Raw genomic sequence first — 25,153 nt, forward strand, 5'->3', positions numbered from 1 at the left:
TTCCTCCTACTTCCTTGTTTGTTCTTGTTATTATTGTTTTTGTTTTCGGCGGGGCATCGTCATCAATCGATGAAAACGGTCCCGTCAAACAGTTTGCGTGCCGTGCGCAGCAGGCCAGCCTTTTCGACCGCACCGTCTTTGGTCTTTTCGATGATCACGCTCATTTCGCCGGACGGATGTTCGACCGAAATCGTGCTGAGATCGGCGATATTGCCAACAGCAACGCTTGCGGCCGGTGATCCCGGCAGCAGACAGGCCGTTGCCACACTGACCGCGCCCAATACCCCGATCGAGGCATGGCAACGATGCGGGATGAAGGTCCGTGTGGAAATGGCACCGCCATTTTGGGCGGGCGAAACCATGGTCATTTTGGGAACGGATGCGTCGCTGACATCGCCAAGATTCATCAACGGCCCGCATTTCAGGCGGATGCTTTCAAGTTTGGCGCGAAGGGCAGAATTGCCTTCCAGGTCTTCCCGGCTTTCTTGCCCGGAAATGCCCATGTCGGACGCACGCAGGACAACAACCGGCATGCCGTTATCGATCATGGTGACGGGAACGCCGTCGATCACATCAACTTCGTTTCCGGTCGGAAGCAACGCACCACAGGTCGTTCCGGCAGTGTCACTGAACAAAAGCGGGATCGGTGCAGATGTGCCGGGAACGCCGTCAATGCGGGCGTCCCCGCCATAAACCGCTTTGCCATTTGGCGTTTCGATGGTTGCGGTTGCCGTCTGTCCGGTGTTTTCCATGAAGATGGAAACTTTGGTTTGCCCGGATGTGGCCGCAACCAGTCCCCGTTCAATGGCAAACGGCCCAACCCCGGCAAGGATATTGCCGCAATTCTGTTGATCGGTCACAACGGCGCGATCAACGAAAACTTGCAAGAACAGATAATCGACATCAATGCCCGGGCGATCGGATTTTTTGACAATGGCAACTTTCGATGTCAGGGGATCTGCCCCCCCCATCCCGTCAATTTGTTTGGCATCGGGCGATCCCATGACACGCAGCAAAACCGCGTCGCGTTCTGCAATGTCATTTGGCAAATCTTCTGCCAGGAAATAGCCGCCCTTTGACGTGCCGCCACGCATCCACATGCAGCGGATGCCGCCGGTTTGCTTGATCCCCCTAGACATATTTCAGGCCTTTTTCAGCCAGACGCGGGCGCATGTCATAAATATCCAGACCCAATTCCCCGGCCATCAGGCGGGCACGTGTCTTGGCTTCTTTTTCTTCGCGTGCGATCGACTGTTTCAGGACATTTTCCGCATTGGCATTGGGGACGACGCAAACACCGTCATCATCGGCCACAATGACATCGCCGGGATTTACCAGGGCACCAGCAATCGTCACCGGCACATTGACCGAACCAACCGTTTCCTTGACCGTGCCCTGTGCCGAAACAGCCTTGGACCAGACCGGGAATTTGATTTCGGTAAGATCAAGCACATCACGTACACCGGCCTCGATGATCAGGCCGCGGACCTTGCGATGCATCAGCGACCGGGCAAGAAGTTCACCAAAATACCCGGCATCACAGGGCGAGGTCGGCGATACGACCAGAATGTCGCCTTCCTGACACTGTTCAACCGCAACATGGATCATCCAGTTATCGGCCGGTGCGATGGAAACCGTTGCGGCATTTCCGGCAATGCGTGCGCCCGGATAGATCGGGCGCATATGCGACTGCAAAAGCCCGGTCCGGCCCTGTGCTTCGTGAACGGTGGCAACACCACATTTACCCAGACCGTCCACAATCGAAAGATCGGTACGGGTAATATTCTGCACAACGACGCCACCCATTACAGTTCATCCACGGTGCGCGGATAGACCGACTGGAAACCTTCGGCATATCTGGCGTTACGACCACCGGCCTGACCGCCCGAATTGCGGCGGAAATGGTTGCCGCGGTTCTCAGCAACATTTTCATAATAGTGCCAAAGATGTTCCTGGCCTTCCATGCACTGGATCGCCGCCCATTTCTGATCCCAGACATCGGTGATATCGAGGAAATGGTCAGGCTTCCATTCCATCTGTTCGGTCTGGTGGGGTTCAAACAGATAAAGCTGCGGCGCACCCAGAACCTTTTCACCCGGGTTGTGGCCCCAGGCCTGTGCGATCATGCGGCATTCAATCGCCACACGCGTCGCATAGGAATGGTCGGTATTGTAATTGTCGACAAAGCTGTGGCTCAGCATGAATTTCGGCTGAACAGCACGAATGGTGTCGACCAGTTCGAATTTCTGATCACGGGAAAGTTCAAGCGGGTAATCACCGACATCCATGAACTTGATGTCATGAACGTTAAGCGCCTTGGCAGCGTTTTCGGCTTCCTTGCGACGTTCGGTTTTGACCCGCTCCATCGTGCAGCCTTCCTGCTTCCACAGCTTCGCGGATTCACCGCGTTCGCCATAAGAAAGGCAAACGACCGTGACGTCGTAACCTTTCTTGGCATGCAGCGCGATCGCGCCGCCGCAGCGCCAGACAAAATCCGCAGAATGCGCACTGATGACCAGTGCGGTCGGTTTGGTGGTGGTCACGTTTCTGACTCCCTAGCTTGGTTTGGTTTTGTGAAATCATGCTAGGTGCCAAGCCGCGTCAGGTGAAATAGAACCAATGGTATTTGCTATAAGTTCTTTCTATAATGTGTGCGCGATCACAGGGAGAACGTCCTTAATGAGCCTGCAAAATCCGAACCTTAAACATCTGCGTGCCTGTCTTGCAGTGGCCCGCCGTCAAAGCATCAGTGCCGCTGCCGAAGACGTTTACATGTCCCAGCCTGCCGTGACGCAGGCAGTGGCAAAAGTCGAACGTCTTCTGGGGGTGGAACTGTTTGATCGCAGGCCCGAAGGCGTGTTTGTGACCGAACCGGGAAAGATATTTGTTCGCCGTGTTGAACGTTTGCAGGATTACCTTGTGCAGGCGACCGCCGAGATCATGCGCATCGGGCGGCGCAATCGCGGTCATCAGGTCAAATTGCATCAACTGGTCACCGGCGTGCAATTGCGCGCATTGATTGCCATTTCCGAGGCGGGCAGTTTCAGTCTGGCGGCACGCAATGTCGGTGTGTCGCAGCCATCCTTGCACCGGGCGGCGCGCGAACTTGAACAGCTTTGTGCCGTGCCGCTGTTTGAAAAGGCCAGTACCGGCATCCTTTTGACCAAACAGGCCGAAACATTCGTGATGTTTGCCAAACTGGCACTGGTCGAACTGGGGCAGGCCGAAGACGAAATTGCATCCTGGAAGGGCGGGCGTGGTGGCCGCATCGTGATTGGCAGCATGCCGCTGGCGCGCAGTGCGATCCTGCCCAACGCGATCAATGCCATCATGGAAGAATTCCCCGATACCCGATTGCGGGTGGTCGACGGACCTTATCAGGATTTGTTATTCGGGTTGCGGCACGGTGATATTGATCTTCTGATCGGTGCCCTGCGCGATCCGGTGCCGGTCGATGATGTGGTTCAGCACAAATTGTTTGATGATCCATTGGCAATTGTCGGGCGAGTTCATCATCCGTTGCTTCGCCAGAAAAAGCTGACACCTGCCGATCTTGCTGCGTATGGCTGGGCGGTGCCGCTACGGGGGGCTCCGACCCGGGATTATTTCGAAACCATGTTCCCGGTTGATGGTGGACTGCGCCCGCAAAGCATCGTTGAAACCGGGTCATTGATCCTGATCCGGCGGATGCTGTCAACCAGTGACAAGCTGACCATCATTTCGCGCCATCAGATCATGCAGGAAGAAAAATACGGTGAACTGACCATGTTGCCGATTGATCTTCCTGATACCGAACGTCCAATCGGGCTTACAGTGCGCAAAGGCTGGTCGCCAACATCGATACAGCAAAACCTGATAGAGCGACTGGAAGCGATCAGCGAAAACATTGCTACTTTGTGGTAGGCACACCTGATCCGGAAAACGGACCTATTTGCATTTTGAATGCCGATTTCGGGCAATCAATTTTCCCTGACAGCCACGAAATGATAGCAGTGAGGCAATGACTTCACATCTGCCGCCTTATGGCGGCCCATCACAACAAAAAATCAGATCGGGAACTTCAAGAACATGACAGTCACCATCAATACCATCGCCTTTCTGGGGTTCGGCGAAGCTGCACAGGCCTTTGTAAAAGGTTGGGGCCATGACATCGTGCCGGTCACACGGGCTTTTGACATCAAGACAACAAGTGCCGATACCGCCATCCGCGAAGCCAAGAATGCCGATTATGTCGCTGTCGGTGTCACCGGTGCAGTCAGTGGCCAGGTCGCCCTTTCGGGCGCGGAACTTGTTTTCTCGCTGGTGACGGCGGATCAGGCAGCAACGGTTGCCCGTGACGCCGCGGCATCGATTGAACCGGGGGCGTTTTTCTTTGATTGCAATTCATGTGCGCCGGGCACCAAGCGCCGCAATGCCGAACTGATCGAAGCAGCAGGCGCGAAATATGTTGATATGGCGGTGATGGCGCCGGTTTATCCGAAATTGCACAAAACCCCGATCCTGCTAAGCGGTCCGCATGCCGAGGCGGCAAAACCGGTTCTGGAATCTCTTGGCATGGAGCCGGGTATTGCCGGTGACACCGTCGGGGCCGGATCGGCGATCAAGATGGTGCGATCCGTGATGATGAAAGGGCTCGAAGCACTGTTTGCCGAATGTGTCCTGGCCGGGCGTCGTGCCGGTGTTGATGAAACCGTGCTGGCATCCCTTGATAAAACCTATCCGGGTTTCGACTTCATGGAAAAGGCCGCCTATATGCTTGAACGGTCCATGACGCATGGCATTCGTCGAGCAGCCGAAATGGAAGAAGTCGCACTAACGGTCGAGGAACTTGGCCTTAATAACGGTATGGCCAAGGCCACTGTCGATTGGCAGCGAACCATTGGTGAATTGAAGCTTGATGCCGGGGATCTTGGCTATCGCGAACGGGCCGACATGATCCTTGAGGCGATGGCAAAGAAGTAAATCCGTTCTGAGTTTGACCGGAAATGTAAAAGGCAGGGTTCGCACCCTGCCTTTGCCGTATCTGGATGAAGCTTGCAGATCACAAATGATTACTCTGAGGCGTTCGGCACCGGCGGGGTGCCATGGGTATGGAAGGATGGAATGGTTTTCAGTCCCCATGCCTGACCCTTTTTGCGGTCGCTTTCGGTCCAGGTGACGGTTTCCCAATCGGGTTGCAGGATCAAACGCGCGCCGGCGTTGCAAACCTCGACCCGGTTGCCGGCCGGTTCATAGACATACAGGAAGAACGTGCCCTGAACGGCGTGCTTGTGCGGGCCTGTTTCGATGAAAACATTGTTTTCAAGGAAGATGTCGGCCGCGCGCAGCACGTCCTCGCGCTGATCAAGTGCATAGGTCACATGGTGGAAACGGCCCGGCGTGCCGGTCGCATCCTTGGTATAGGCAATGTCGTATGTCTTGTTATTGACGGTGAACCAGCACCCGGCAAGCACGCCGCTATCAAGCATGATCTGTTCGGTGACGCGTGATCCCAGTGCCTTTTGCATGAAGTCACGAATGGCTTCGACATTGGTGGCCAAAAGGTTCAGGTGGTCAATACGGCGCACGGCAACACCACGGCCGTGATAACGCTGCGCGATATTTTTAAGAGCCGGCTTTTCTGAATCCGGGGCCTGGTATTTGACCGTGTCGTAATAAAGTTCAAACACATGGCCATCCGGATCGGTAAAGCGATACGCCCGTCCATGGCTCATGTCGCCATCGACCCAGCCAATGCCGCATCCCATTTCCTCGATCACTTTGACGCGGCGCATCAGGGCTGCTTCGGAACTTGCGCGATAGCCGATATGGCCGACGCCGGTGGTGTCGGATTTGGTCAGTTTCAGGCTGTGGAACTCGTAATCGTCCCAGGCGCGCAGATAGACAGAATTTTCATCACGGCCGCTTTCGGTCAGACCATAAACATTGACGAAGAAATCCAGGCTTTCTTCGAATTTGTTGGTCAGCAACTCGACATGACCGAGATGGGCAACATCAAAACAGGGTTCAGACATGTCCGTTTCCTTTCAGTATGGGCGTTATCGGATCGCGGCGTTACAGAAGTGCATAAACCAGCGACGGGAAAGCAATCAGCACGGCAAGACGCACGATGTCTGAAATGACAAACGGCATCACACCACGGAAAATCTGACCAATCGGGATGTCGGGCGCGACCGACTTGATGACAAAGGCATTCATGCCCACAGGCGGTGTGATCAGGCCAAGTTCGACCGTAATCACGGTCAGAATGCCAAACCAGACCGGATCAAACCCGGCGGCAATGACAATCGGGTAAACCACCGGTACGGTCAAAAGCAGCATGGCAATACTGTCCATGACACAGCCCAGCACGACATAAAGGGCCAGCACACAGAACAGAACCGCATAAGGCGGCATGTCAAGCTGTGCAACCAGTTCGACCAGCGAATGGGAAATGCGCGACACCGACAGGAAATAGCCAAATATTTCCGCCCCGACCAGCATGAAGAAAATCATGATCGACAGGGTCAGGGTTTCGCCAATCGCCTCGATGAACTGCGTACCGGTCATGCCGCGGACAAAGGCAAGGATCATGGTAAAGAACGCCCCGACAGCTGCAGCTTCGGTCGGGGTAAAGAACCCGCCATAAATCCCGCCAATGATAAAGGCAAAGATCGCCGCAAAAGGCAAAAGCCCCTTAAGGCCGATAATCTTTTCCATGATTGTTGTCGGCTGGCCGGGTTTGGCAACGTCGGGTTTGAAAAACACGATGGCAGCAATGGTTGCGCAATAAAGCACAAGACCCAGCAAGCCCGGAATGATCCCGGCCATGAACATCTGGCCAACCGAATGCTCGGTAATCAGCGCATATAGCAAAAGCGCAATTGATGGCGGGATCATGATGCCCAGCGTGCCGCCGGCAGCAAGCGTCCCGGCAGCAAAGGATGGCGCATATCCGTTCTTCTTCATTTCGGGCAGGGCAACGCGTGCCATGCTGGCAGCGGTGGCCAGTGAAGACCCGGAAATGGCGGAAAACACGCCACAGGACGTGACAGCAGCCAATCCCATACCGCCGCGCCAGCCGCCAAAGAATGTCTTCGCACCGTTAAACAATTCGGCCGACATGCGGGCTTTGGAGGCAAAAACACCCAGAAGGATGAACATCGGTACCGGGCTGAAACCATAAGCGGTCAGGGTTTCAAACGGTCCCTTTTCAAGCAGGGCAAAGGCCGGTTTGAATGCGACAATAAAGCCAAAGCCGACAAAGCCGACCGCCGACATCGCCAGTGAAATCGGGCAGCGAAACGCAATCAGCAACAGCATGACCGCAACGCAGATAAGACCAATCAGGGGCGCGCTCATGGTCGTTTAGCTCCTGAAACAAGATAGTCAATTGCAAGCAGGGTGCAGCGCAGGGCAAGGAACGCCAGCGCGCAGGATGCAAGGCTGTAGACAATGTGAAGAGGGATCAGAAGATCCTGACTGGATTCACCGGACCGTCGCATGCGACCGGCAACTTCGAAAAACCGAACCGTCATGCCAGATGACAGGGCGGCAAAGCCGAACATGTAAACGGCTTCAAGGATCATTTTGGTGCGGCGGCGCAGATTGTCGGTAAACAGATCGACAATCACCTGTCCCTTGTCGACGCCATAGGGAAAGGCCAGAAGAACCATCGCCATCATGCCATAGCTGACCAGTTCGACCGCCCCGGTAAAGGTGACATCAATGCCGCCATTCGTCGCGGCAAAGATCGTGCGTGCGATGACATCGACAAGCGTGACTGTCATGATAAAGACCAGAAGAACCCCGCTACCGATCCGCATCGCCTTGGCGATGCGGTCGGTCAGGTCAAGAAGGAAGAAAGCCTTGCGGGCAGGCTCTGTGGTCGAGCTTACTTGCATGTCGCGGCAAGTTCCTTGGCGCGGGCATAGACTTTGCGGGCCGGAAGACCGCGGCTTTCAAGATCGGCCAGATAGGTTTCCGTTGCTTTGTCCAGAACCGGTTTCCAGGCCGGGTTGTCAACGCCGCCTTCAACCGTCAGGAAGGTGTGACCGGCATCCTGTGCCTGTTTCAGGCCCTTGGCATCAAGGGCGTCAAACAGGTTCCCGGCCTTTTCCGACCATGCCATGCCCGAATTTTTCGTAATCACGTCCTGAAGGTCTTCGGGAAGGTCTTCAAAGCTGTCTTCGTTCATGGTGACAAGGAAGGACAGGGTGTAAAGGTCCCCGACGCTGGTATGGGCCTTGGCCAGTTCATTAAGACGGAATGCCAATGCGCCTTCCCATGGAAGGGCAACACCGTCAATCACTTCAAGCTGCATGGCCTGATAGGATTCCGGGGCCGGCATGCCAAGCGGTTGCGCACCTGCTGCTTCAAGGATATTGGCAACCACAGATGTCGGACGGCGAATGCGAAGGCCGGTCAGATCATCCGGGGTGGCAATCAGCTTGTCCCCGGTATGCAAAAGACCCTGACCGTGGGTGAACAGGAACAGGGGCCGGGTGCCCTTGTATTCACCGGAAATCAGGCCTTCGTCATACAGGCTCTGGATGATGCAGGAACCATGGGCAGCATTCTTGATCAGGCCCGGAAGCTCCACCACCTGGGTCAACGGAAAGCGGTTGGCGGTATAGCCCTGAATGGCGGCGGCGACATCGGCAATGCCGTCTTCGACCGCTTCATATTGTGCGGGCGGTGCGGCAAGGGTTGCGGACGGATACATTTCAACTTCGATCCGGCCATCGGATTCCTTGGCGATGGTGTCGGCCCAGACCTGGAACAGGTCCTTTTGCATGCCGGCAACCGGCGGCCATTGATGCGAAAAGCGCAGGGTATAGTCGGCGGCCTGTGCCTGATTGAACGAGACAGCAAGTGCCGATGTCATGACACCGGCAATCAGTAATTTGCGAAACATCATTTTCCTCCCGAGTGTTACGCAACGATTGGGGGCTTTGCATGCCGGGTCCGATGACGGCCCGTGCCACGAAAGCCAATTTGTTTTGTCTAATTGCGTTTGGCGACGTCTTGATCGCCGCAACCATGTTCGTGCTGCTCTGTCCAATGATGTTCAGGGCAGAGGCATAATTTTGGGTACCATTCGGGAGGTGCGCGGGGAAATTGAATGACCGGCAGGTCTATTCAAAATTGTTAATCGATGTTTGGAATGCGCCGTGTGACGCCAATGTCGGCTATCGGGCAGTAGGGGCCGGATGCGGAGAAACTGCCAGCAAAACACATGGGCGGTCGGTCGGTTTGGTGCTGGACCGACCGCAAATGTTTTGGTTGTGCTGATCTAATTGCTGCTGGCGACTGCGCCGGTTGCGATCATTTTTTCGATTTCACTGTCATTGTAGCCCAGCGTGTTTTTAAGGATATCGCTGGTATGTTCGCCAAGCAGCGCGGGCGGTGTTGATTTGTCCGGCCCCTGACCGTCAAAGCGGATCGGACCGCGAACGACCTGCATATCACCGGCAACCGGGTGAGTGACGGTTTCAATCAGTTCATGGCGGATGACATGTTCCTGATCAAGCGCGTCGCCGATGCTCAGGATCGGGGCATTGGGCACATCAAATTCACTCAGCCGGTCGAGCCAGTAATCGGTGCTGTGTTCCTGCATTCGAGTACAGATCACCGGTTCGAGTTCATCGCGGTTTGTTAGCCGGTCCTGATAAAGCGCAAAATGTGGATCAGTGATCAGGTCTTCTCTATCCAGACAGCGGGCAAAATTGTGCCAGAACCGTTCGGTCAAACAGGCAACAATCACATAGCCGTCCGATGTGGGGAAAGAGCCGTATGGCACAATGCTGGGATGGCGGGTACCGACCGGTTCAGGGCTTTTGCCCGAGACAAAGTAAATCTGGGAAAGATACCCCTGCATCGCGATCAGGCTATCTAGCATGGCGATTTCAACGTGCCGTCCATGACCGGTCTGATTGCGTTCATGCAGGGCGGCAAGCACGCCAAACAATGAAAAAATACTGCCCGCCATATCCCCCAAAGGCAGGCCAAGCTTGTTCGGGGCTTGTCCCGGTTCACGGTTTATGCTCATCACACCCGAAAGGGCCTGGGCAACGATATCGAATGCCGGTTTGTTGCCGTGCGGGCTATTTTTGCCAAAGCCGGTAATCGAACAATAGATCAGTCCCGGATGATCTTTTTTCAGGGTTTCATAACCAAGACCAAGCCGGTCCATAACGCCGGGCCGGAAGTTTTCCAGAACGATGTCGCTTTGTGCGGCCAGTTTTTTGGCGATCTCGATGCCCTGTTCCGATTTCAGATCAAGACTGATGCTTTTTTTATTGCGGTTAAGCGCGATGAAATAGTGACTGAGCGGGCCATGAAAAGGCGGAAAGTTGCGTGTTTCATCGCCTTTTTCAATCGGTTCGACCTTGATAATGTCAGCCCCCAGATCGGACAGCACCATGCTGGCATAGGGGCCAGACAGGATGCGTGAAAAGTCCAGAACCTTGACCCCCGAAAGCGGGCCTGAACGATGTTCGGTTTGATTTTGCATCGTCATATCAATCTGCCTTCCGCACGATTTTCATGACAGCCGTTGCCGTGGCAACAAGCCGGTCGCCCGACACAAGATCGGCATCGACAAACATCATTGATCCGCTGCCATGCCGGATGGTGGCGTGGGCTTCGATCAGATCGCCTGACTTTGCCGCACTGACAAATCGGGTATCCATCTGAACCGTTACGGTCGGCTGACGGTCAGCGGCCTTCCAGGCTTCCATCGCGATCACCTGGTCAAGCAGACCGGTAATGACGCCGCCATGAACAGAACCCAGCGCATTTTGATGCTGCTGACCGGTGTGTAATCCATAGATTTTCCGGCCTTCTTCCCGGCGCGAAAGAAGCGGTCCAATAAGATCGACATAGCCCTCTATCGGGACTTTTCGCCAATCATGCCGGCTTGATACGTTTCCTGTCATTGAAGCACTACCCTGATTAGATTTGGACGCTGTTTACATCATCGCGGATTTTTATAAGCGCGTTGGCAAGTTTGGGGATTTCCGCGTTTTTAAGGCGTTCACTGATGCCGATTGCGACAAGTGATCGCAGCATTTTGCCATCCGATCCAAAGACCGGGACGGCAACAACGGTAACCCCGGAAATATAGGCCCCCTGATCGACGGCATATCCGTTGTGGCGGACATCTGCGACTTCATTTTGCCATTCGTCAAAGCTTGGCGGGTGATCCCAGGCCAGTTTGTCGAACTTTGTTCGCAACTCTTTCGGATCGGGATTGTTGAAGGCCGCATAGCAACGGCCCGTTGCCGAAATCAAAAGGGGAAAACGACTGCCAAGGTCGACCTGCAAGCGGAATGGCAAGCTTGATTGCGACAGGGCAACCACGACCATCTGGCCGGGTTCGGAAATCTGTGTGGCAATGCCGGTAACCCCGAATTCCTTGGAAAGTTCGGACAGGTGCGGCTGTACGAGAACCGAGAAAGTGTTCTTCTGAAGGGCGGATCTGGCAAGTGGCAGAATACCGATGCCAATCGAATAACGTTTGGTTTTCTCTTCAAACTCAACGAGTCCCTCATCCTGAAGAACGCGCAGGATGTGCAGACATGTGCTGGGAACAAGACCCAGCTCGCGTGCAATCGGATTGACGCCGATCGGATCGTTCGATTTTGCCAAAAAACGCAGGATAGCCAAGGCACGCGTTACGGCGGGGACCTGTCTTTTGTTAGGTGCAGCTTTTTCTGAGTCAGTCATGTCCAGTCTCAAATACAGTGAATTTGTTGTCTATATACAATAAATGAATCATATTGACAATGATGTTCTGATCTCACTACCGTTGTCAACGATCACTTCGGGGCGCTGATGGCGAACCGGACAACAATTCGGGAGGAGACCGGACATGACCCGCTTGACGGATTTTCGATCCTACGGGGATGCCCAGAAGCATTTTTCAAGAGATGCCCTTTGGGCGCTTTTTGATGGAACGCGTGATGACTTCAACATCGCGCATGAATGCGTCGATCGTCACGTTGACGGCGACAATGTTGCTGTACGTGTTGCGCATTCCGAGGGCCGCGATGAAGTCATCACCTTTGTCGAGCTGGCGAAACTTTCATCGCAGTTTGCCCACTATCTTGCCGGGCGTGGTGTTGGTAAGGGCGACCGTGTTGCTGTCATGCTTGAACCGTCATTGGCGTTTTACGGGGCGCTGTTCGGGGCCATAAAACTCGGTGCGGTTGCCGTGCCAATGTTCACCCTGTTTGGCCCGGAAGGCATCCGGTTGCGCGCCGATGACTGCCAGCCGAGTGTGCTTTTTACTAATGAAGAAAAGGCAGGCGATGCGACAGCGGCCGGGAACCTTGATGTTGTTATTGTAAATGACGGGTTTCTGAATTCAATCGCGTCGCTGCCGACGGAATTTGCGTGCAACTCTGCCGGTGACGATCTTGCCGTGCTTCAATATACGTCCGGAACGACGCGGCTTTTGCCAGCGGCGGTGAAACATACGCACCGGTCGCTTGTGACATTGATGGTTGCGGCATTGTACGCAACAGGCATTCGTCCGGGCGACCGGTTCTTTTGCCCTTCATCCCCGGCATGGGGACATGGATTGTGGCATGGAACGCTTGCGCCACTCGCACTTGGTGTTTCGACCGGAACATTCAGTGGCAAGTTTGATGCGGTCCGCCTTCTTAAGGCGATCAGCGATTACAAGATCACCAACATGTCGGCCGCGGCCACGCATTATCGCATGATGCGCAACACCGGAAAGGCCGAAGACTTTTCATACTGCATTGAAAAGCTGTCCTTTACCGGCGAGCCGATCGACAGCGAAAGCGCGCGTTACATCGAAAATCTGTTCGGGACCAAAGTCTGTTCGATGTATGGCACCACCGAAATCGGTGTGATCCTTGCCAACTATCCCGGCGCCCCGGACTTTGACGTTCGCGAAGGATCGATGGGCAAAGCCGTACCCGGCGTCGAAGTCGAAGTTCAGGATGCTGATGGCAATCCGGCGAAGGCGGGCGTAACCGGCGAACTGATGGTCAGAAAACAGGGAGAATGGTTCCACACCAAGGACCTCGGCCGTGTTGATGAAGACGGCTATTTCTATCATGCCGGCCGTGCCGACGACGTCATCATCTCGGCGGGATGGACAATGAGTGCCGTCGAGATCGAAGACGCCATTCTTAAACATCCCAAAGTCGCCGAAGCGGCCGCCATCGGTGTGCCTGACAAGGTGCGCGGTCAGGTGGTCAAGGCCTTCATCGTGCTCAAAGACAGCTATGACGACAGCCTGACCGAAGAAATTCAGGATCTGGTTCGCACCAATCTCAGCCGGCACGAATATCCCCGACATATCGATTACGTGGCCGATTTGCCGAAAACACCGGCGGGCAAGGTCAATCGCAAAATTCTCAGAGATCAAGAAGCACAACAGGGAACTGCCGCCTGACGGCCGCAGTTGCCATTACGGAATTCAAGGAGGAAACAAGCATGAACGAGATTTCACAAAGACGGTTCCCGAAAATCACCGCCGAAGGTGTCGAAGAACTGAGCAAACGCATCGGCGTTAAAATCGAAAAGACGGTTGAACCGTGGTGCTATGAGGCAACCCGGGACAATATCCGCCACTATGCGCATGGCATTGGTGATGACAATCCGCTGTGGTGTGATCCTGAATATGCAAAAAACACCCGTTACGGCGATGTGATTGCGCTGCCGAGCTTCCTGTTTGCGACCAGCCGCATCATCTCGGGATATGTCGGTGGTTTGCCGGGCGTTCATGCTATGTGGTCGGGGGCGGACTGGACTTGGCACAAGCCGATTTACCGCAACACCGAAATCCGTACCGAGGCCTATCTCAAAGATCTGGTCGAACATAATACCCGCTTTGCCGGTCGTGCGATTCAGCAGATCTACCACGTTGATTTCTATGATGCGAAAACCGGCGACATGCTGGCCGAAGCGGATAGCTGGTGTTTCCGTACCGACCGCGACCATGCCCGTGAAAATGGCACGAAATATACCGAAGCCCGATCCAGGCCGGTCCGCGTCTATACCGACGAAGAACTTGCCGAATACACAAAATACTACGAGCAGGAAACCATTCGCGGTGCTGAAACCCGTTTCTGGGATGACGTGGCCGAGGGCGAAGAACTGCCGACCATGGTCAAAGGTCCGATGACAGTTACCGGTTTTGTCGCCTATGCGCAGGGTTGGGGCGGTCTTTATATTCGGGCCAACAAGCTGGCCTGGAAGCTTCAGCAAAAGCATCCCGGTGCGGGGATCAAAAACCGCTTTGGCATTCCCGATTGTCCGGAACGTGTGCATTGGGAAGAAGAGTTTGCTTTGGAAGTCGGCGCGCCTGGTGCATATGACTATGGACCCGAACGTACGTCCTGGTTGCAACATCAGATAACCAACTGGATGGGCGATGACGGTTTCCTTAGCCAGGCAAAATGTCAGGTGCGTCGTCACAATCCCGAAGGCGACATCATCCTGATCCATGGCGAAGTTGCGCGAAAATACGAAAAAGACGGGCGCTACTTCGTTGAAATTCGCCAGCGTGCGGAACAACAGGACGGTGAATTGTCGGCCATCGGTTCGGCAATTGTCGAACTGCCCAAGCGCTGATCTTTTTCACGCGTCAACCTGTAGGAGGCAGGGTTGGACAGCATTGGAAAGATATTGCAACGCCTAGAGGACACCCTTCATTGGGGAGGGTGCCTTGCCCTTGTGATCGTCGCGGTTCTGATCAACGCAGATATCGTGATGCGTCTTGTCGCGGGCATTCCGGTTCAGATCCAGTTCGAAATGACCGAGCTGTATCTGATGCCGGCACTGGCAACGCTTTCTCTGTCCCGGGTGTACCGGGACGGAGGCCATCTTGCACTTGATTTCATGACCAAGGATCTTTCCGGCCTGTTTGGAAAGATTGTCAGCAGGGGGCGTACGCTGCTTGCCGGGGTCTTCTTTTGCGCGGTGACCTATATGTCCGGGTCATTCGCGCTTAAGGCATTTCTAAGAGGCGAGATCGAATACGGGGTCATCGACTGGCCCCTTGGATGGGCCTATGCCGCAATCCCCCTGGGCTGCGGCGTTATTTCATTGAGACTGCTTTATGACACGCTCCAAAAACCGGCGGCTTAAGGTGTCTTGAATTCATCAATGTCTGGGAGGATACCAAGATGAAGAATACGGGAAAGTTACTGACAATCCTTGCCGGTGTCTTTGGCATCGGGATGAGCGTGAATGTCGCGCAGGCGGAAACGCTGCGGCTGGGGGATTTCCAGTCGACCAGCCATGTCGTGTCGCTTGAAGGAACAACGCGCTGGATGTTCGCCGTCGAACAGGCAACCAACGGGGCAATAAAATTCGAACATTTTCCGGCACAGCAGGCCGCAAAATCCGCAGCCCAGCTTGATGCGGTCAATAACGGTATTCTTGATGCGGCCCTGCTTGGCACGCTGTATCACAGTGAAGTCTTGCCGCTGAACTCGGTTATCGGGTTGCCGGGTTTCTATGGCACGGCGGTGCAGGGGACCGAAGCCCTGCAAAGCATGCTGGCCGAAGGTCCGCTGCGTGACGAGCTTCTTGATGCCGGTGTCATGCCGATCTTTGGCTTTGTCCTGCCGCCTTATCAGGTATTGGCCAAAAAGCATCTGGGCGGGGTAAGCGACTGGAAGACGCTTGATATCCGCACGTCTGGTTCGACGCAGGCGATGACTGCACGCGCGCTTGGTTCGGTTGGTATTTCGATCCCGGGACCGGAAGTCTACACCGCAGTTGAACGCGGACGCCTTGACGGGGTTCTGTTCCCGCTGGCATCGGTGCCGGGGTACAATTTGCAGGAAGTCGTCAGCCACATTTCGACCAACGGATCGTTTGGCGGTTACAGCTTTGTCATGGTTGTCGGTCGTGACAAATTCGAAAGCCTGCCGGCTGATGTGCAAAAGATCATGTTGGAAAAAGGCCGTGAAGTTGCAACCCATGTTGCCCGGGTTCAGGATGATTCAGTAGGCAGCCTTGCTGCGGAATGGAAAGCACAGGGCATTGAGGTCTACCAGTTCAGTGACGCAGAACTCACGGAACTGGGCGATGCGATGCAGCCGGTTACCGCAGACTGGATGGAACGTATTGGCGGGGAAAAGGCACAGCTAGTTCTTGATAGCTATCGTGCCCTGACCTCGAAAAAATAATCATAAATATCCGATATTTACCCTGACGGGTGGTTGTGTTCGCAGCCACCCGCTTCAAGGAGCATTTGTTCCATTCATGTTTACGTTTTTCCTGATCCTCGTCGTTCTTGCGGTGCTGATGATTTTGCGAATGCCAATTGCATTTGCCATGGGAATTTCAGGTTTCCTTGGCCTTGCCATGCAATTGGGGATGAAGCCGGCACTTTCTGTTCTTGAACGGACGTTTTTTGATACGTCGTCATCCTTTATCCTGGTGTCCATTCCGTTATTCATCCTTATGGCGGAATTGCTGACCGCCGGGGACGTGACACGACGCGCCATTATCGCCTGTCAGAACTGGGTCGGGCATTTCAAGGGCGGACTTGCCATGGCAACGGTTGCGGCATCTGTTCTGTTAGCAGCCCTTGTTGGCAGTTCGACGGCCTCGACCGCGGCCATGGCCGCGTCGGCCTTTCCGGAAATGCGCAGGCACAAATATCATGATCGCCTTTCGGCTGCCGTCGTTTCGGTCGGTGGGACATTGGCCGTGGTGGTTCCGCCAAGTATCGTTCTGGTCGTGTATGGCGTTTTGACCGAAACATCGATTGGCAAACTGTTCATTGCCGGCATCTTGCCGGGTCTTTTGACCGCAGCGGGTTTGTGTACGGTGATCAAGCTGATTGCCAACCGGACGGACTATGCACCAAAAGGCGATCCGTTTGAATTGCGCAAGGCCGCGCGATCAAGTGTCAATGTCTTGCCGATTGCCTTGCTGATTGTTGCGGTGATCGGGGCGATTTACGGTGGTTTGACTTCCCCGTCCGAGGCAGCCGCCCTTGGTGTTATGGGATCGCTTATTGTGGTCCTTGCCCAACGAACCCTGACGATCAAGGGGCTGGGCACATCCATCAGCAGTTCGATCCGCGCCACCGTCATGATTGTCGCGATCATTGCCTGTTCGGCGATCTTTTCTAATTATCTGGCATTTACGCGTGTCACCCAAAGCATTCTGGAATTCGTTTCGACCACAGACATGTCGCGCGAAGTCATTCTGGCCCTGATCGTTTTGATCTTGCTGGTGATGGGGATGTTCATGGATCAGTTGGCGATCTTGTCGCTGGCCATGCCATTGGCGTTTCCGACTGCCATGGCGCTTGGTTATGATGCGATCTGGTTCGGGATCATTGCGACCAAAACAGTCGAGATCGGTCTTCTGACCCCGCCGCTTGGTTTGAATGCCTACGTGGCTTCCGCGCAAACCGGGGTGCCGTTAGGGACAATTTTCCGCGGAATTGTACCCTTCCTGATCATGGAGATCATTGTTCTGATCGGATTGATCATGTTCCCGGAAGTGACACTGTTTTTGCCGGATCTGATGGGAAAGTGATCTTTTGAACGGGCGCGCCCGGCGGGTCGGTATCCGGGCAAAATCGGCAATTGTTATTTATCTTATCAACTTGTTTTACAAGTTGGCATTGGGTAGTTTTGGTCTTTGTTTGCCCCAATGAAAGTCTGATCATGACCCGGTCTGTTCTTGCGATTACGGATATTCGTCCTGCCTATACCGTGCAGCTTGCCAAGCGATATGACCTTCTTCGTTATGATCAGATCGATGACAAGGCGGCGTTTCTTGATCGCATGGGCGACAAGATAACTGCTGTTGTGACTTCGGCCAGGTTTGGACTGTCTGTCGATCTGATGGACCGGCTGCCAAATCTTGAAGTGATTACAAGTTTCGGGGTCGGGTATGACCAGATTGATCTCGAGGCGTGCCGGGCGCGCGGAATCCGGGTTTCAATTACCCCCGATATCCTGACAGATGACGTTGCCGATACTGCCATCATGTTGATGCATGCGACCTTGCGCAAACTGGTTGCCGGTGATGACTGGGCGCGCAGTGGCAAATGGGCATCGGTCGGGCCGATGGCATTGACCCGCTCAGTGCGGGGCAAGAGACTTGGCATTGTCGGCCTGGGCCGGATCGGTCAGGCGATTGCATCGCGTGCCGCGCCAAGCGGGCTTGAAATCGGTTATTTCGGACGCAATGCAAAGCCGGTCGATTACCGGTTTTTTGATCGTTTGACCGATCTGGCGACATGGGCCGATATCCTGATGCTGTCCTGTCCGGGCGGGCCCGCAACAGAGGGGATCATCAATGCCGATGTGCTGGCGGCATTGGGGGAAAACGGCTTTGTTGTCAATGTGGCGCGCGGTTCTGTCATTGACGAGCCTGCCCTGATCAAGGCCCTTGAAGCCGGGCGGATTGCCGGTGCCGGGCTCGATGTTTTTTATAACGAACCAAACATGGACCGGGCTTTTGCCGCGTTAGAAAACGTCGTTCTGTATCCGCATCATGCCAGCGGTACTGTTGAAACCCGCGATGCCATGGCGCAGCTTGTTGTTGATAATCTTGATGCCTGGGATACGCGCGGGGAACTGATCACGCCGGTCGCGTGACCGCGAATGTGACCAGTTGCCAGGCCCCCTGATCTTTGATCTTGGCGGGCAATTGCCGGTCGGGATAATGTAGCGTCATGACAGACGAAAATCTTACGGTCCGACTGAAAATTGAACTGCCCGACGGTGTTCGGCTTGGCTATGGCAAGGTCGATCTGCTGCGGGCGGTGGATGCGCATCACTCGATCTCGGCAGCGGCGCGGTCGATGGGGATGTCCTATCGCCGGGCGTGGTTGCTGATTGACGAGCTTAATCGCAGCTTTGCCGATCCGGTGATTGAAACAAGCATCGGCGGGCGCGGCCATGGCGGTGCAAGGTTGACCGCCACCGGCATGCGGGTGATCGAACTTTACGAAGCAGCCTGCACAAAGGCCCGGGCCGCCCTTGATGACGAGCTTTGCGAACTTGCGGGCCTGCTTGGTTCGGATATGCCAAATAATTGAATTTCAATATTTGTTAGCGCTAACATCATCAGATCGCCTGGTCGGCAACCTGACCGTCGACCGTGACGGATTTGATGACAGCGAAGACTTTCTGACCAAGACCGAGTTTCAGGCGGTGTGCCGACCATCGGGTGATGCGGGCATGCAGGACCGGTTGGCCATTTGCTGTGTCGTGTTGATGGCGGCCATCCGGATCATGGCCAAGCCGCAGGCTGATATCGACGGTATCGCGGTTTTCCTGGCTGATCTTGGTGATGGTGACCGGAATGACGTTATTGGCACTGATGCCGGTCGGTGCGGTTTTCGCGATCATGACATCGCGCGCACGGATATGCAGCCTGACATTCGGATTGGCCGGACGGCCGAGATAGGGCACAACAAGCCGTTGTCCGGCGCAATCAAGAAAACTGACTTCGGCCTTGGGATCGCGACTGACAATCCGGGCCGAAAGAACGGTACCGGCATCAAACCGACCGGCGAGGGGGGGCAAGTCGGTGCGACCCAGCATTTCAAATACCGATCCGCTGGCCAGTGTTTTGCCCTGATCAATCACCACCATATGGTCGGCAAGCCGTGCAACTTCGTCAATCGCATGGGTGACATAAAGCATCGGTATTTTGCGATGATCACGAAGCCATTCGAAATAGGGCAGGATTTCCTGTTTGCGGGCATGATCAAGTGCCGATAGCGGTTCATCGAGCAGCAGGATATCGGGGTTTGATAACAGCGCACGGCCAAGAGAGACGCGCTGTTTTTCCCCGCCGGAAAGTGCGGCAGGACGGCGTCCCATCAGCGGCAGAATGCCCAGCATTTCAAGGATGGCGCTTTGTTCTTCGCGCGGCAGTTTCTGTGCATTGCGGCGCGCCCCGAAATACAGATTTTCACTGACAGTTTTATGGGGAAACAGGCGAGCATCCTGAAACACATAGCCGACCCGCCGTTTCCGTGCGGGCAAATTGATCCGTTGGCGATGGTCAAAGACAACCCGGTCACTGATTTCGATATGGCCCTGACGGGGTGTTTCCAACCCGGCGATAATATTGATCAGACTGGTCTTGCCACTGCCCGATGGCCCGAACAGGGCGGTGATGCCGGTATCAGGAATGTGGAAGTCCGCATCCAGATCAAATTTGCCAAGCTTGTGGCTGATCGAAACAGTGATGCTCATGCCAGTGCCCTTTTGCGGATGTGGCGCATGGCAATTTCAGACAGTAACAATCCGGCAAAAGCCAAGCCGATCGACAGGGCAGCCAGCCGTGCCGCGGCAAGTTCGCCGCCCGGTGTCTGAATGGCGGTATAGATCGCAAGCGGCAATGTCCGTGTTTCGCCGGGAATATTGGAAACAAAGGTAATGATTGCGCCAAATTCGCCCAAACTGGCAGCAAAGGCCGTAATCGCACCGGCAATGATCCCCGGAAGTGCAAGTGGCAATGTCAGCGAGAAAAAGCGATCAACCGGCCCTGCGCCAAGTGTTTCAGCGGCCTGATAAAGGCCGTGATTGACGTTTTCAAGGCTGAGCCGGATGGCCCGGACCTGAAACGGGAAACTGACAATGGCCGATGCCAATGCCGCCCCGGTCCAGCTAAAGACAAAGCGGATATCAAAGGTTTCATAAAGCCACGAGCCAAGCGGGGCGCGGGTGCCAAACCCGATCAAAAGCAAATAGCCCATCACCACCGGCGGCAGGATCAGCGGCAAATGCACGATGGCATCAAGGATGAAGCGCCCCGGAAACCGGCCCAGTGCAAGTGCTGTGGCGACAAGAATGGCAAAGGGCAGGGCGCATAAAACAGCAACGCCCGAAATCCGCAAGCTCAGTAAAAGGGCCTCGATTTCGGTGGGCGTTAAACTGATCATTGCGGGGGCGTACCTGTTTTGAGTGTCTCAACCGGATCAAAGCCATAATCGGCAAAAATTCGACCCGCGTCATCCCCCAAAAGCCAGGCAAGGAATTTTGTGTTGCGATCGGTATGTGCATCCCTGGTCAGGGCGACCGGATAGGTGATGGGGAGATGGCTGTCTTTGGGGAAGGTTGCGACAATTTTGACATCTTGTGCAATTGCCGCGTCGGTGCCATACACAATTCCGAATGGCGCCTCGCCGCGCTCCACCAGGGCAAGGGCCGCACGCACATTATCAGCGCGCGCAAGACGGGATGACAGTTCATCCCACTGCCCCAGTTTGGAAAGCGCCTGCTTGGCATAAATACCGGCAGGAACATGGTCCGGGTCGCCAACCGCAATCCGGTCATCTTTTCCCAGCAGTGCCACAAGTCCAGGGTCCCCGGTCAGGGAAACCGTTTCAACCGGACTGTCGGTTGGCGCAATCACCACCAGCGAATTGGCAACAACATCGTGGCGCGTGCCCGGCGCGATCATGTCCTGATCAGACAGCCAGTCCATCCATTTCTGATTGGCCGAGATGAAGATATCTGCCGGTGCCCCCGCCGCGATTTGCCGGGCGAGTGTCGATGAACTGGCAAATGACATCTGAATATGATCGCCGGTTTGGTCTTCATAAGGCCGGGCTGCTGCGGTCATTGCATTGGTCAGGCTGGCCGCAGCAAAAACCGTAATGGTGTCCGCGCGAACGGAAAGTGACGCAAAAAGAATCACCGGAAGAACAAGAAAAGGGGCGAGATAGCGCATGGGGCAGGGTTCCTGACCGGTTATGATATATCGTTATATTTCATTGGATATAGCGACGCGTCAAGCAATTGATGCGATGGCCATTATGCGTATCGGGTGCCTTATGGCGGGTTCGTGTCCGCATAAACAAACAGCCCGCAAAAAGCGGGCTGTCGGGATCGGGTGATGAAGAATTCGGCGGTGGTTACTGGCAGACCGCCGCGCGCAGCGGATCGTCAGCATCCATGTCAAACCATTCCGTCATGTCGGTCGGAAAGCCGTTTTCATCAAGATTGTTATCGGCAGTGATATAGCCGCGTTTGCCCGATGCACAGTCCACAAGATGGGTCAGTGCCAGTGTTTCGGCACCTTTTTTCAGCAGCAATGTGGTGACCCGTTTCTGATCAGGATTGCCGGGATTGGTGACAAGCTTGTCACGGTCAATGGCGGTAAAGCGATTGATCGGCGCAGAAATCAGGGTCCAGGGGGCGAACGGGTTTTCGTCGGTGAAGGTCTGAATAACGGTGATGGTATCGGGAAGGCGGGCGTCATAGCGTTCAAACCAGCTATATTCATCCCAGATCATATAGCAGAACATCGCAACAGCCGCGATGAAGGGGATGACATATTTCGGTGCCTTGCGCCCCCACAGGCGAAAAAGCAACATGACCACCCCGGCCGCAGCAAACCCAACGACAACCGTCGTGAAAATAAAGACATACATGCGTGCGGCTCCCAGTTCCCTGTTATATTTGTTCGGGCCTTTTTTTAATGCCCTATCATCGGATTAGCGCAGTATCCGGTTGAGCTCAAGTTCGCCTTTTGGATCACGTTTGGCAATCTGTGCCAGAAACAGCCCCGAGGCGGCAATTGCATCGGACAATGCGTTGTGGGCGCGAAATGGTGGCAGGTTATGACTGCGTCGCAAATTATCAAGTTTCAGCGCCCCAGATTTCATCGGTTGCCCGCTGCGATGCAGGTCGCGCAATGCCAGAACCAGGGTATCAACCGTTGGAATTTGCAGTGGCGCACCAAAACATCGTTTGCAGGCCTGACCCAAAAAGCCGAGCTCGATCGGGGCGTGATGCGATATCAGAACCCGGCCAGCCATTTGGGGCAGCAAATGTTCCAGTGCGGTGGCAATGTCGGGGGCATCGGCCACGTCGCTGTCAAAGATGCGGTGAACAACAACCGAACTTTCACGAAGTTCTCCGCGCGGGCGAACCAGAATATGTTCGCAGCTGGCGAAATCGACACCAAGCTGGCGGATAATCACCCAGCCCAGGCTGACGATCTCGTCGCGTTTGGGATCAAGACCCGTGGTTTCGAGATCAAGGGCGATAAATTCGGTTTCCATCACGGACCGGGCCGGATCGGCAGGCGGGATATCATAATAGCGGCGCAACGGGCCGGTGGCCTTGCGCTGGATGAAATCGCGATAGAGCTGACTGTCGAAGATTTTCTGGCGCAACCCCATACCGATCAGGTCCCGCTTTTGCCAAAGGCGTGTTCAAGAGCACCCTGAAGGTTCTTGATCACCGAAAAGGCATCCTTAAGGTGGCTGCGCTCAAACGCAGACAGGCTTTCAGGATGAAGGAAGTTATCCGGGGCATCCCCGCGCCGGATTTGCCGGACCTGATGTTTCAGGCGCGTGATGCTGATGAATTCGAACGCATCAAGCAGATCGGATGCCCCCTGTGTGCTGATGGATGGCAATGGTTTGATGGCATGAAGACGTTCGAAGGTATTGACTGCTTCGACCCCATTTGCCAGCGCGTGGATACGCGCAATATCAACAATCGGGACCACGCCATTATGTTTCAGATCAAGGGTCCGGTCATGTTCCCCGCCGCGGATCATCACAAAGTTTTTAAAGAAGCCTAGCGGCACGTGATGGGTCAGGGCATTACCAACCATATAGGCCTGGAAAATACGGTTGTCGCGGGCCTTTGACACAATCAGGCGGTGCAGATTGTCAAACAGGCTTTTGGTGCCGTGGATCGGGCGCAAGTCGAACCAGACCGAACATAGCATCAGGGCCTTGGGTTCGGGTTGTTCGATCCATTTGTTGAAATATTGCTGCCAGACCCGTACGGGCTGACGCCACTGGTCGGTTTTTGCCATCATCTCGCCCGGGCAAAAGACATAGCCAACCGTATTCAGCCCGTCACAGACAAAATCAGCCAGCGCCTTGAACCAGGCCCCGTGCTGTTCGGGATCATAGGTGTCATCAATGATCAGGCAGTTATCCTGATCGGAAAGGGCGGTTTGTTCCTGTCGGCCCTGGGATCCGCCAGCCATCCAGACATAGGGAACGGGCGGCGGGCCAAGCTTTTCTTCGGCCAGTTGCAAAAGCCGCACGGTTGCCGCATCCGACAGGGTAGTGACGATATGCCCGGCATTTTGCGATGTTGCCCCCGCTTCGATCAGGTGGCTGAGAAGTTCGGGAACCTGTTCGATCACCTTTGCCATGTCTGCCGGATTGGTCAGTTTGCCGATCCGTCCGGCCATGTAAACGGCGGACAGGGATTGACGCGCCAGCAGGTTGTTGGTGGTGATCATGCCGACCGCCTTGCCGTCTTTCATGACCGGAAGGTGACGCACATTGTGTCGCGTCATGGTCAGAAGCGCGTCAAAGGCATAATCATCGGGATGAACCGAGATCGGGTTGGCAGTCATGATTTCGGTTACCGGTTCATCATAACTGCGTCCCTGGGCAACAACGCGATTGCGAAGGTCGCGGTCGGTCATGATGCCTGCAATCTCGTCGGCACCCTCGGTGATCAGCAGGCAGGAAACCCGTTCCTTGCTCATCAGTTTTCCGGCTTCAAGGATGGTGGCCGATTTGTCGATACTGACAAGATCGCGGGCAATCAGGTCGGCGACCTTGATGCTCATGAGTTTGAGCTGATCGTCATCGCGGCTTTCAATCAGTTGCATGCCGCTGCGCAGCCGGTCGCCCCCCATCTGGGCAAAGAAATATTTGAATTGCGGGTATTTCCCGGCCAGTTCGTGAAAGTCCTTTTCCGGCAACAGGTAACACAGGCTGTCTTCAAGGGTGGTGATGTTATTGGCAGCCTTGCCATTGCGGAACATTGCGCGCACACCGAAACATTCCCCTTCGGACAGGCGGGCAAGAAGCTGGCCGTCCGGATCGCGGGTTTCGGTGCCGCCAGTCCGGATGATGTAAAGATGAAGGCATTGTTCTTCGGGGGACAGGACCTTGGTGCCGGCGCGGAAATACCGGGCCGTCAACCGTTTGGGCAGGGCATTGATTTCTTCGTCAGGCAACAGCGCAAACGGGTGATGCTGTTTGAGAAATTCCGCGATTTCTTCGAGTTCGATGCTCATGCCTTTTGTCCTCCGCCAGAGGCTGTTTGATTTAATTTGCACAGCGCGGCCGGTTGGTGGGCCAACATAAATCAATGCAAACCAAATAAAACAGACCCGCCGTCATTGTTGCCTGATAGCAACCGAAAAGAAAAGCCCC

25 protein-coding genes are annotated in these 25,153 nt (G+C 54.9%); 9 read left to right on the top strand and 16 right to left on the bottom strand.

The window, feature by feature from the left end:
- Positions 1 to 62: 62 nt before the first annotated feature.
- Genes CU041_RS02810 through CU041_RS02820 form a run of 3 tightly spaced genes read right to left on the bottom strand, consistent with a single transcriptional unit; the run spans position 63 to position 2,543 of the window.
- Entirely contained in the window at positions 63 to 1,139 is a 1,077-nt protein-coding gene (locus CU041_RS02810) for a 4-oxalomesaconate tautomerase (protein WP_212733757.1), read from the bottom strand.
- Entirely contained in the window at positions 1,132 to 1,806 is a 675-nt protein-coding gene (locus tag CU041_RS02815) for a 4-carboxy-4-hydroxy-2-oxoadipate aldolase/oxaloacetate decarboxylase (protein WP_101245675.1), read from the bottom strand. Before CU041_RS02815 ends, CU041_RS02810 begins: the two co-directional genes overlap by 8 nt.
- Complete coding sequence (locus CU041_RS02820; protein ID WP_068519465.1) at positions 1,806 to 2,543, bottom strand: PIG-L deacetylase family protein; 738 nt, start codon at positions 2,541 to 2,543, stop codon at positions 1,806 to 1,808. The genes CU041_RS02815 and CU041_RS02820 overlap by 1 nt, the downstream gene beginning before the upstream one ends.
- A gap of 136 nt (positions 2,544 to 2,679) precedes the next feature.
- On the opposite strand from CU041_RS02820, the gene CU041_RS02825 reads away from it, so the two are divergent.
- Positions 2,680 to 3,903: a LysR family transcriptional regulator gene (locus CU041_RS02825; protein WP_101245676.1), complete on the top strand. Its 1,224-nt coding sequence runs from the start codon at positions 2,680 to 2,682 to the stop codon at positions 3,901 to 3,903.
- 165 nt (positions 3,904 to 4,068) lie between these two features.
- The gene (locus CU041_RS02830; protein ID WP_212733758.1) at positions 4,069 to 4,962 is read left to right on the top strand and encodes an NAD(P)-dependent oxidoreductase; all 894 of its coding nucleotides are present in this window, start codon (positions 4,069 to 4,071) and stop codon (positions 4,960 to 4,962) included.
- Between the two features lie 89 nt (positions 4,963 to 5,051).
- Here the strand turns inward: CU041_RS02830 and CU041_RS02835 are convergent, their stop codons facing one another.
- From CU041_RS02835 to CU041_RS02865, 7 genes are all read right to left on the bottom strand, one after another.
- Positions 5,052 to 6,014: a catechol 2,3-dioxygenase gene (locus CU041_RS02835; protein ID WP_101245677.1), complete on the bottom strand. Its 963-nt coding sequence runs from the start codon at positions 6,012 to 6,014 to the stop codon at positions 5,052 to 5,054.
- 40 nt (positions 6,015 to 6,054) lie between these two features.
- Positions 6,055 to 7,341, bottom strand: a complete 1,287-nt coding sequence (locus CU041_RS02840; protein WP_101245678.1) for a TRAP transporter large permease — start codon at positions 7,339 to 7,341, stop codon at positions 6,055 to 6,057.
- A complete protein-coding gene (locus CU041_RS02845) occupies positions 7,338 to 7,883 on the bottom strand; it encodes a TRAP transporter small permease (protein ID WP_068519469.1) in 546 nt (181 codons plus the stop codon). Before CU041_RS02845 ends, CU041_RS02840 begins: the two co-directional genes overlap by 4 nt.
- The gene (locus CU041_RS02850; RefSeq protein ID WP_101245905.1) at positions 7,874 to 8,896 is read right to left on the bottom strand and encodes a TRAP transporter substrate-binding protein; all 1,023 of its coding nucleotides are present in this window, start codon (positions 8,894 to 8,896) and stop codon (positions 7,874 to 7,876) included. The genes CU041_RS02845 and CU041_RS02850 overlap by 10 nt, the downstream gene beginning before the upstream one ends.
- A 378-nt stretch (positions 8,897 to 9,274) precedes the next feature.
- Positions 9,275 to 10,501: a CaiB/BaiF CoA transferase family protein gene (locus CU041_RS02855; protein ID WP_101245679.1), complete on the bottom strand. Its 1,227-nt coding sequence runs from the start codon at positions 10,499 to 10,501 to the stop codon at positions 9,275 to 9,277.
- Between the two features lies 1 nt (position 10,502).
- Entirely contained in the window at positions 10,503 to 10,919 is a 417-nt protein-coding gene (locus tag CU041_RS02860; RefSeq protein ID WP_101245680.1) for a PaaI family thioesterase, read from the bottom strand.
- A gap of 16 nt (positions 10,920 to 10,935) precedes the next feature.
- The gene (locus CU041_RS02865; RefSeq protein ID WP_101245681.1) at positions 10,936 to 11,709 is read right to left on the bottom strand and encodes an IclR family transcriptional regulator; all 774 of its coding nucleotides are present in this window, start codon (positions 11,707 to 11,709) and stop codon (positions 10,936 to 10,938) included.
- A gap of 145 nt (positions 11,710 to 11,854) precedes the next feature.
- Here CU041_RS02865 and CU041_RS02870 point away from each other — a divergent pair, with 145 nt between their 5' ends.
- From CU041_RS02870 to CU041_RS02900, 7 genes are all read left to right on the top strand, one after another.
- The gene (locus CU041_RS02870) at positions 11,855 to 13,411 is read left to right on the top strand and encodes an acyl-CoA synthetase (RefSeq protein ID WP_101245682.1); all 1,557 of its coding nucleotides are present in this window, start codon (positions 11,855 to 11,857) and stop codon (positions 13,409 to 13,411) included.
- 41 nt (positions 13,412 to 13,452) lie between these two features.
- Positions 13,453 to 14,592, top strand: coding sequence for an FAS1-like dehydratase domain-containing protein (locus tag CU041_RS02875; protein ID WP_068519474.1), 1,140 nt, complete (start codon positions 13,453 to 13,455; stop codon positions 14,590 to 14,592).
- Between the two features lie 54 nt (positions 14,593 to 14,646).
- Positions 14,647 to 15,108, top strand: coding sequence for a TRAP transporter small permease (locus tag CU041_RS02880; RefSeq protein ID WP_197460850.1), 462 nt, complete (start codon positions 14,647 to 14,649; stop codon positions 15,106 to 15,108).
- A gap of 38 nt (positions 15,109 to 15,146) precedes the next feature.
- A complete protein-coding gene (locus tag CU041_RS02885) occupies positions 15,147 to 16,157 on the top strand; it encodes a TRAP transporter substrate-binding protein (RefSeq protein WP_212733760.1) in 1,011 nt (336 codons plus the stop codon).
- A gap of 76 nt (positions 16,158 to 16,233) precedes the next feature.
- Positions 16,234 to 17,523, top strand: a complete 1,290-nt coding sequence (locus tag CU041_RS02890) for a TRAP transporter large permease (RefSeq protein WP_101245683.1) — start codon at positions 16,234 to 16,236, stop codon at positions 17,521 to 17,523.
- 131 nt (positions 17,524 to 17,654) lie between these two features.
- The gene (locus CU041_RS02895; protein ID WP_101245907.1) at positions 17,655 to 18,593 is read left to right on the top strand and encodes a 2-hydroxyacid dehydrogenase; all 939 of its coding nucleotides are present in this window, start codon (positions 17,655 to 17,657) and stop codon (positions 18,591 to 18,593) included.
- Between the two features lie 77 nt (positions 18,594 to 18,670).
- Positions 18,671 to 19,036 (top strand): winged helix-turn-helix domain-containing protein, encoded by a 366-nt coding sequence (locus CU041_RS02900; RefSeq protein WP_101245684.1) that lies wholly within the window; start codon positions 18,671 to 18,673, stop codon positions 19,034 to 19,036.
- Positions 19,037 to 19,064: 28 nt separating this feature from the next.
- On the opposite strand, the gene modC is transcribed toward CU041_RS02900, so the two are convergent.
- From modC to CU041_RS02930, 6 genes are all read right to left on the bottom strand, one after another.
- The gene (gene modC, locus CU041_RS02905; RefSeq protein WP_101245685.1) at positions 19,065 to 20,204 is read right to left on the bottom strand and encodes a molybdenum ABC transporter ATP-binding protein; all 1,140 of its coding nucleotides are present in this window, start codon (positions 20,202 to 20,204) and stop codon (positions 19,065 to 19,067) included.
- Positions 20,201 to 20,893: a molybdate ABC transporter permease subunit gene (gene modB, locus CU041_RS02910; RefSeq protein WP_170310105.1), complete on the bottom strand. Its 693-nt coding sequence runs from the start codon at positions 20,891 to 20,893 to the stop codon at positions 20,201 to 20,203. The genes modC and modB overlap by 4 nt, the downstream gene beginning before the upstream one ends.
- Positions 20,890 to 21,684 carry a molybdate ABC transporter substrate-binding protein gene (gene modA, locus CU041_RS02915; protein ID WP_101245686.1) on the bottom strand — a complete coding sequence of 265 codons (795 nt, stop codon included), beginning with the start codon at positions 21,682 to 21,684 and terminating at the stop codon, positions 20,890 to 20,892. The genes modB and modA overlap by 4 nt, the downstream gene beginning before the upstream one ends.
- A 184-nt stretch (positions 21,685 to 21,868) precedes the next feature.
- Positions 21,869 to 22,387: a hypothetical protein gene (locus tag CU041_RS02920; RefSeq protein ID WP_101245687.1), complete on the bottom strand. Its 519-nt coding sequence runs from the start codon at positions 22,385 to 22,387 to the stop codon at positions 21,869 to 21,871.
- A 63-nt stretch (positions 22,388 to 22,450) separates the two neighbouring features.
- Positions 22,451 to 23,140: an exonuclease domain-containing protein gene (locus tag CU041_RS02925; protein WP_068519482.1), complete on the bottom strand. Its 690-nt coding sequence runs from the start codon at positions 23,138 to 23,140 to the stop codon at positions 22,451 to 22,453.
- A 5-nt stretch (positions 23,141 to 23,145) separates the two neighbouring features.
- The gene (locus tag CU041_RS02930) at positions 23,146 to 25,014 is read right to left on the bottom strand and encodes a DUF294 nucleotidyltransferase-like domain-containing protein (RefSeq protein WP_101245688.1); all 1,869 of its coding nucleotides are present in this window, start codon (positions 25,012 to 25,014) and stop codon (positions 23,146 to 23,148) included.
- Between the last annotated feature and the right edge of the window lie 139 nt (positions 25,015 to 25,153).

The organism is Thalassospira povalilytica (assembly GCF_002844235.1).
Taxonomy (GTDB): domain Bacteria; phylum Pseudomonadota; class Alphaproteobacteria; order Rhodospirillales; family Thalassospiraceae; genus Thalassospira; species Thalassospira povalilytica.

Coding starts and splice junctions, on each gene's coding strand:
- CU041_RS02860 (WP_101245680.1), bottom strand. CDS start 10,919: ATGACAGGAAACGTATCAAGCCGGCATGATTGGCGAAAAGTCCCGATA.
- CU041_RS02865 (WP_101245681.1), bottom strand. CDS start 11,709: ATGACTGACTCAGAAAAAGCTGCACCTAACAAAAGACAGGTCCCCGCC.
- CU041_RS02900 (WP_101245684.1), top strand. CDS start 18,671: ATGACAGACGAAAATCTTACGGTCCGACTGAAAATTGAACTGCCCGAC.
- CU041_RS02840 (WP_101245678.1), bottom strand. CDS start 7,341: ATGAGCGCGCCCCTGATTGGTCTTATCTGCGTTGCGGTCATGCTGTTG.
- CU041_RS02850 (WP_101245905.1), bottom strand. CDS start 8,896: ATGTTTCGCAAATTACTGATTGCCGGTGTCATGACATCGGCACTTGCT.
- CU041_RS02930 (WP_101245688.1), bottom strand. CDS start 25,014: ATGAGCATCGAACTCGAAGAAATCGCGGAATTTCTCAAACAGCATCAC.
- CU041_RS02845 (WP_068519469.1), bottom strand. CDS start 7,883: ATGCAAGTAAGCTCGACCACAGAGCCTGCCCGCAAGGCTTTCTTCCTT.
- CU041_RS02815 (WP_101245675.1), bottom strand. CDS start 1,806: ATGGGTGGCGTCGTTGTGCAGAATATTACCCGTACCGATCTTTCGATT.
- CU041_RS02895 (WP_101245907.1), top strand. CDS start 17,655: ATGACCCGGTCTGTTCTTGCGATTACGGATATTCGTCCTGCCTATACC.
- CU041_RS02875 (WP_068519474.1), top strand. CDS start 13,453: ATGAACGAGATTTCACAAAGACGGTTCCCGAAAATCACCGCCGAAGGT.
- CU041_RS02825 (WP_101245676.1), top strand. CDS start 2,680: ATGAGCCTGCAAAATCCGAACCTTAAACATCTGCGTGCCTGTCTTGCA.
- modA (WP_101245686.1), bottom strand. CDS start 21,684: ATGCGCTATCTCGCCCCTTTTCTTGTTCTTCCGGTGATTCTTTTTGCG.
- CU041_RS02835 (WP_101245677.1), bottom strand. CDS start 6,014: ATGTCTGAACCCTGTTTTGATGTTGCCCATCTCGGTCATGTCGAGTTG.
- CU041_RS02920 (WP_101245687.1), bottom strand. CDS start 22,387: ATGTATGTCTTTATTTTCACGACGGTTGTCGTTGGGTTTGCTGCGGCC.
- CU041_RS02885 (WP_212733760.1), top strand. CDS start 15,147: ATGAAGAATACGGGAAAGTTACTGACAATCCTTGCCGGTGTCTTTGGC.
- CU041_RS02925 (WP_068519482.1), bottom strand. CDS start 23,140: ATGGGGTTGCGCCAGAAAATCTTCGACAGTCAGCTCTATCGCGATTTC.
- modC (WP_101245685.1), bottom strand. CDS start 20,204: ATGAGCATCACTGTTTCGATCAGCCACAAGCTTGGCAAATTTGATCTG.
- CU041_RS02870 (WP_101245682.1), top strand. CDS start 11,855: ATGACCCGCTTGACGGATTTTCGATCCTACGGGGATGCCCAGAAGCAT.
- modB (WP_170310105.1), bottom strand. CDS start 20,893: ATGATCAGTTTAACGCCCACCGAAATCGAGGCCCTTTTACTGAGCTTG.
- CU041_RS02830 (WP_212733758.1), top strand. CDS start 4,069: ATGACAGTCACCATCAATACCATCGCCTTTCTGGGGTTCGGCGAAGCT.
- CU041_RS02810 (WP_212733757.1), bottom strand. CDS start 1,139: ATGTCTAGGGGGATCAAGCAAACCGGCGGCATCCGCTGCATGTGGATG.
- CU041_RS02855 (WP_101245679.1), bottom strand. CDS start 10,501: ATGACGATGCAAAATCAAACCGAACATCGTTCAGGCCCGCTTTCGGGG.
- CU041_RS02890 (WP_101245683.1), top strand. CDS start 16,234: ATGTTTACGTTTTTCCTGATCCTCGTCGTTCTTGCGGTGCTGATGATT.